The 3004-nt window shown below is 43.1% G+C and carries 5 protein-coding genes and 1 pseudogene; 5 read left to right on the forward strand and 1 reads right to left on the reverse strand.

Annotation, left to right across the window (positions count from 1 at the left end; genetic code table 11):
- A partial coding sequence (locus ACLU24_RS14545; protein WP_412613354.1) for a hypothetical protein occupies positions 1-261 on the reverse strand: 261 nt, incomplete at its 3' end.
- Positions 262-418: 157 nt separating this feature from the next.
- Here ACLU24_RS14545 and ACLU24_RS14550 point away from each other — a divergent pair.
- The 5 genes and pseudogenes from ACLU24_RS14550 to ACLU24_RS14570 all read left to right on the forward strand — a co-directional run bounded on the left by ACLU24_RS14550 (position 419) and on the right by ACLU24_RS14570 (position 2791).
- Positions 419-775, forward strand: a complete 357-nt coding sequence (locus ACLU24_RS14550) for an ArsR/SmtB family transcription factor (protein ID WP_412613355.1) — start codon at positions 419-421, stop codon at positions 773-775.
- Positions 776-815: 40 nt separating this feature from the next.
- Positions 816-1828: pseudogene (locus ACLU24_RS14555) on the forward strand (permease).
- Positions 1829-1846: 18 nt separating this feature from the next.
- A complete protein-coding gene (locus ACLU24_RS14560; protein ID WP_074141146.1) occupies positions 1847-2227 on the forward strand; it encodes a thioredoxin family protein in 381 nt (126 codons plus the stop codon).
- Positions 2228-2229: 2 nt separating this feature from the next.
- A complete protein-coding gene (locus ACLU24_RS14565) occupies positions 2230-2622 on the forward strand; it encodes an arsenate reductase ArsC (RefSeq protein WP_002586621.1) in 393 nt (130 codons plus the stop codon).
- Position 2623: 1 nt separating this feature from the next.
- Positions 2624-2791 carry a cysteine-rich KTR domain-containing protein gene (locus tag ACLU24_RS14570; protein WP_076776066.1) on the forward strand — a complete coding sequence of 56 codons (168 nt, stop codon included), beginning with the start codon at positions 2624-2626 and terminating at the stop codon, positions 2789-2791.
- Positions 2792-3004 lie beyond the last annotated feature (213 nt).

Consider the following 3004-nt stretch of genomic DNA (forward strand, 5'->3'; position numbering starts at 1 on the left):
GGCTTTGGCTGCGGCCTTCGCCGCCCGGCTTACTCTGGTGCGGGCCTCCGGGAATACCTTCGGCAGTACGCCTTCCTCATAGTGGATTTCAAAGGTGATCTTCCCGTCCATGTGTACGTTGAAATGGAAGTCGGTCATTTCTACCTCTTTGAGCATATCCGGCAGCTCAATATTCTTGTATCGTTTTACTTCCTCGCCGTTTACCATAAGGCAAACCGGAACCGCGTCTCTCAGTTTCGCTGTGATTTTTCCTGTTTTCATTGCAATTTCCACCTTTCGTTTTTCTTGGGCTTGTGCCTCGTGTGAGTCACAGCTTACACACCACGGGTGGAAAATCAAGGCCTTTTGAAAAGGTATTGACAATTCACGCTGTCGTGCATATAACATGACATTTATCTATAGGAGGTGATTGAGAGAGATGGATGAAAAAAGAATTGCGGCAATTTTCAAAGCGTTTTGTGATGAAAACCGCATTAGGATTATAAAACTGCTGCGTTCAGGTGAAAAATGTGCTTGCAAGTTGCTAGAAGAAATCAATGTCACGCAGCCTACGCTTTCCCACCATATGAAAATTCTTTGTGACGCTGAAATAGTTGTCGGGCGCAAAGAGGGAAAATGGACACACTATTCTATTTCAGAAAAAGGTGTGGAGCAGGCAAAAGAATGTTTGCGGCAGTTGACAACATTGATGTTGAAAGCGAAAACAAGTCGTGCTGTGAAAAGTGAGGAAGTTTATTTGAATGCTTTTCCGCACGACTTATATTCGGAATATTAAATCGACATATTTCAATATGACTATATGAAAGGAGCTTTTTATGGAGGCACTAAAAACAATTTGGGACTTTTTTCAAAATGAAGTCCTCGGTATGAACTGGCTGAATCGCCTCATTGAAACATTTTTGAACGCTTGCGGTTTAGATACCACGGGCAAAATAGGAGGAAGTATTCAGTTTTTCATCTATGATACTGTAAAAATTATGGTACTGCTCGGCGTTTTGATTTTGATTATCTCGTATATTCAAAGTTATTTCCCGCCCGAAAGAGCTAAAAGATACTCGGCAGATTTCACGGAATATGGGCGAATATCATCGCCGCTCTGCTCGGTACGGTGACACCGTTTTGCTCCTGTTCCTCTATTCCGTTGTTTATCGGGTTTACAAGCGCAGGCTTGCCGCTTGGCGTTACATTCTCCTTTTTGATTTCTTCGCCGATGGTTGACCTCGGAAGCCTTGTCTTACTGATGAGTATTTTCGGCTGGAAAGTTGCTGTTTTATATGTAATATTCGGTTTGGTAATCGCTGTGGCTGGCGGAACGCTAATTGAAAAGTTGCACCTCGATAATCAAGTGGAAGAATATATCCGAAACGGTCACTCGATTGATGTTCCGCAGGAGGAACTGCATTTCAAAGACCGTATGAAATTTGCGTGGGAACAGGTTGTTGAAACCGCTAAAAAGGTTGCTCCTTATGTTCTGATCGGCGTGGGCATTGGTGCTTTCATTCACAACTGGATTCCTGAAGAATTTATTGTCAAAGCACTTGGCGAAAATAATCCGTTTGGCGTAATTCTTGCTACGATAGTCGGTATTCCGATGTATGCGGATATTTTCGGTACAATTCCGATTGCAGAAGCCCTGCTTGCAAAAGGTGCTTTGCTCGGCGTTGTCCTTTCCTTTATGATGGGCGTTACAACGCTCTCGCTCCCTTCAATAATTATGCTTCGCAAAGCAGTTAAGCCGAAACTGCTCGGTATTTTCATTGGAATATGTGCCGCTGGTATTATTATTGTAGGCTATCTTTTCAACGCAATACAATATTTAATTGTTTAATTTTAGGAGGTTATTATTATGGCATTATTTAACTTTGGAAAGAAAAAGGAAGAAGAAAAGAAAACACCTGCTTGCGCTTGTAGCTGCGGTTGTGCTGCCAGCGAAGCAGAAAGCATTACAAACGATTGCTGTCCTGATTTGAAAGAGGGAGAAATCTGCTGTATCAAAGTGTTAGGGGCAGGTTGTAAATCCTGTCACGAACAATTTGAATACACAAAGCAGGCAGTAAAGGATATGGGACTTTCCGTAGAGGTCGAATACATTACCGATATGCAGAAAGTAATGGAATACGGTGTTATGAGTATGCCTGCCCTTGTTGTCAACGAAAAGGTTGTTGCTATGGGTAAGGTTTTGAAAGCTGCTGATGTGGTTGCTCTGCTGCACAAGCTGGGGTTTTAACGATGGATAAGAAAAAGGTAGCCTTTATTTGTGTGCATAACTCCTGCCGCAGTCAGATTGCAGAAGCACTTGGAAAACATTTGGCGGGAGATAAGTTTGATTTCTATTCTGCCGGAACAGAAACAAAATCACAAATCAATCAGGACGCTGTGCGGCTTATGAAACAGCTTTATGGGATAGATATGGAGCAAAGCCAGTATAGCAAGACGATTGATAAAATCCCTACGCCCGATATTGCGATTTCAATGGGGTGTGATGTCGGTTGTCCCTATATCGGTAGAGCGTTTGATGATAATTGGGGACTTCCCGATCCGACGGGCAAAAGTGATGAATGTTTTATACAGGTCATTGAGAGAATATCTCAAAAAATAAAAGACTTGAAATTAGAAAAGTAACATGAAAGCCACAGAATGGATATATTGCCCTATCTGCGGCAATAAAACTCGCACAATGATACGGGAAGATACAGAATTAAGAAACTTCCCTCTCTACTGTCCGAAGTGCAAAAAGGAAACAATCATCAATGCTCAGGATATGAAAGTCACGCTTGCAGAACACAAATAAGATTTTTATGTATGCCGCCGCATGGGTGATACCATAGCGGCGGTTTTTCGTGCCTATCGGCTGTCTCTGTCAAAGGATTTCTTTCTCTGTCTCGGCTGGTTTCTCTGCTTACCCTCCGCCTGAAGCTGACGCAGGCGTTTCAGCACGCTCTCTCGTTCAGGCGGCTTTGCCTGCTCTTTTTGGGCAGGTTTCTGTTTTTCCCTGACCTGCCTC

Source organism: Pseudoruminococcus sp., from assembly GCF_047012705.1.
Classification (GTDB): Bacteria; Bacillota; Clostridia; order Oscillospirales; family Acutalibacteraceae; genus Pseudoruminococcus.

What these genes read in the sequence shown, in the direction of transcription:
- ACLU24_RS14570 (WP_076776066.1), top strand. Translation starts at nt 2,624, where the DNA reads ATGAAAGCCACAGAATGGATATATTGCCCTATCTGCGGCAATAAAACT.
- ACLU24_RS14565 (WP_002586621.1), top strand. Translation starts at nt 2,230, where the DNA reads ATGGATAAGAAAAAGGTAGCCTTTATTTGTGTGCATAACTCCTGCCGC.
- ACLU24_RS14550 (WP_412613355.1), top strand. Translation starts at nt 419, where the DNA reads ATGGATGAAAAAAGAATTGCGGCAATTTTCAAAGCGTTTTGTGATGAA.
- ACLU24_RS14560 (WP_074141146.1), top strand. Translation starts at nt 1,847, where the DNA reads ATGGCATTATTTAACTTTGGAAAGAAAAAGGAAGAAGAAAAGAAAACA.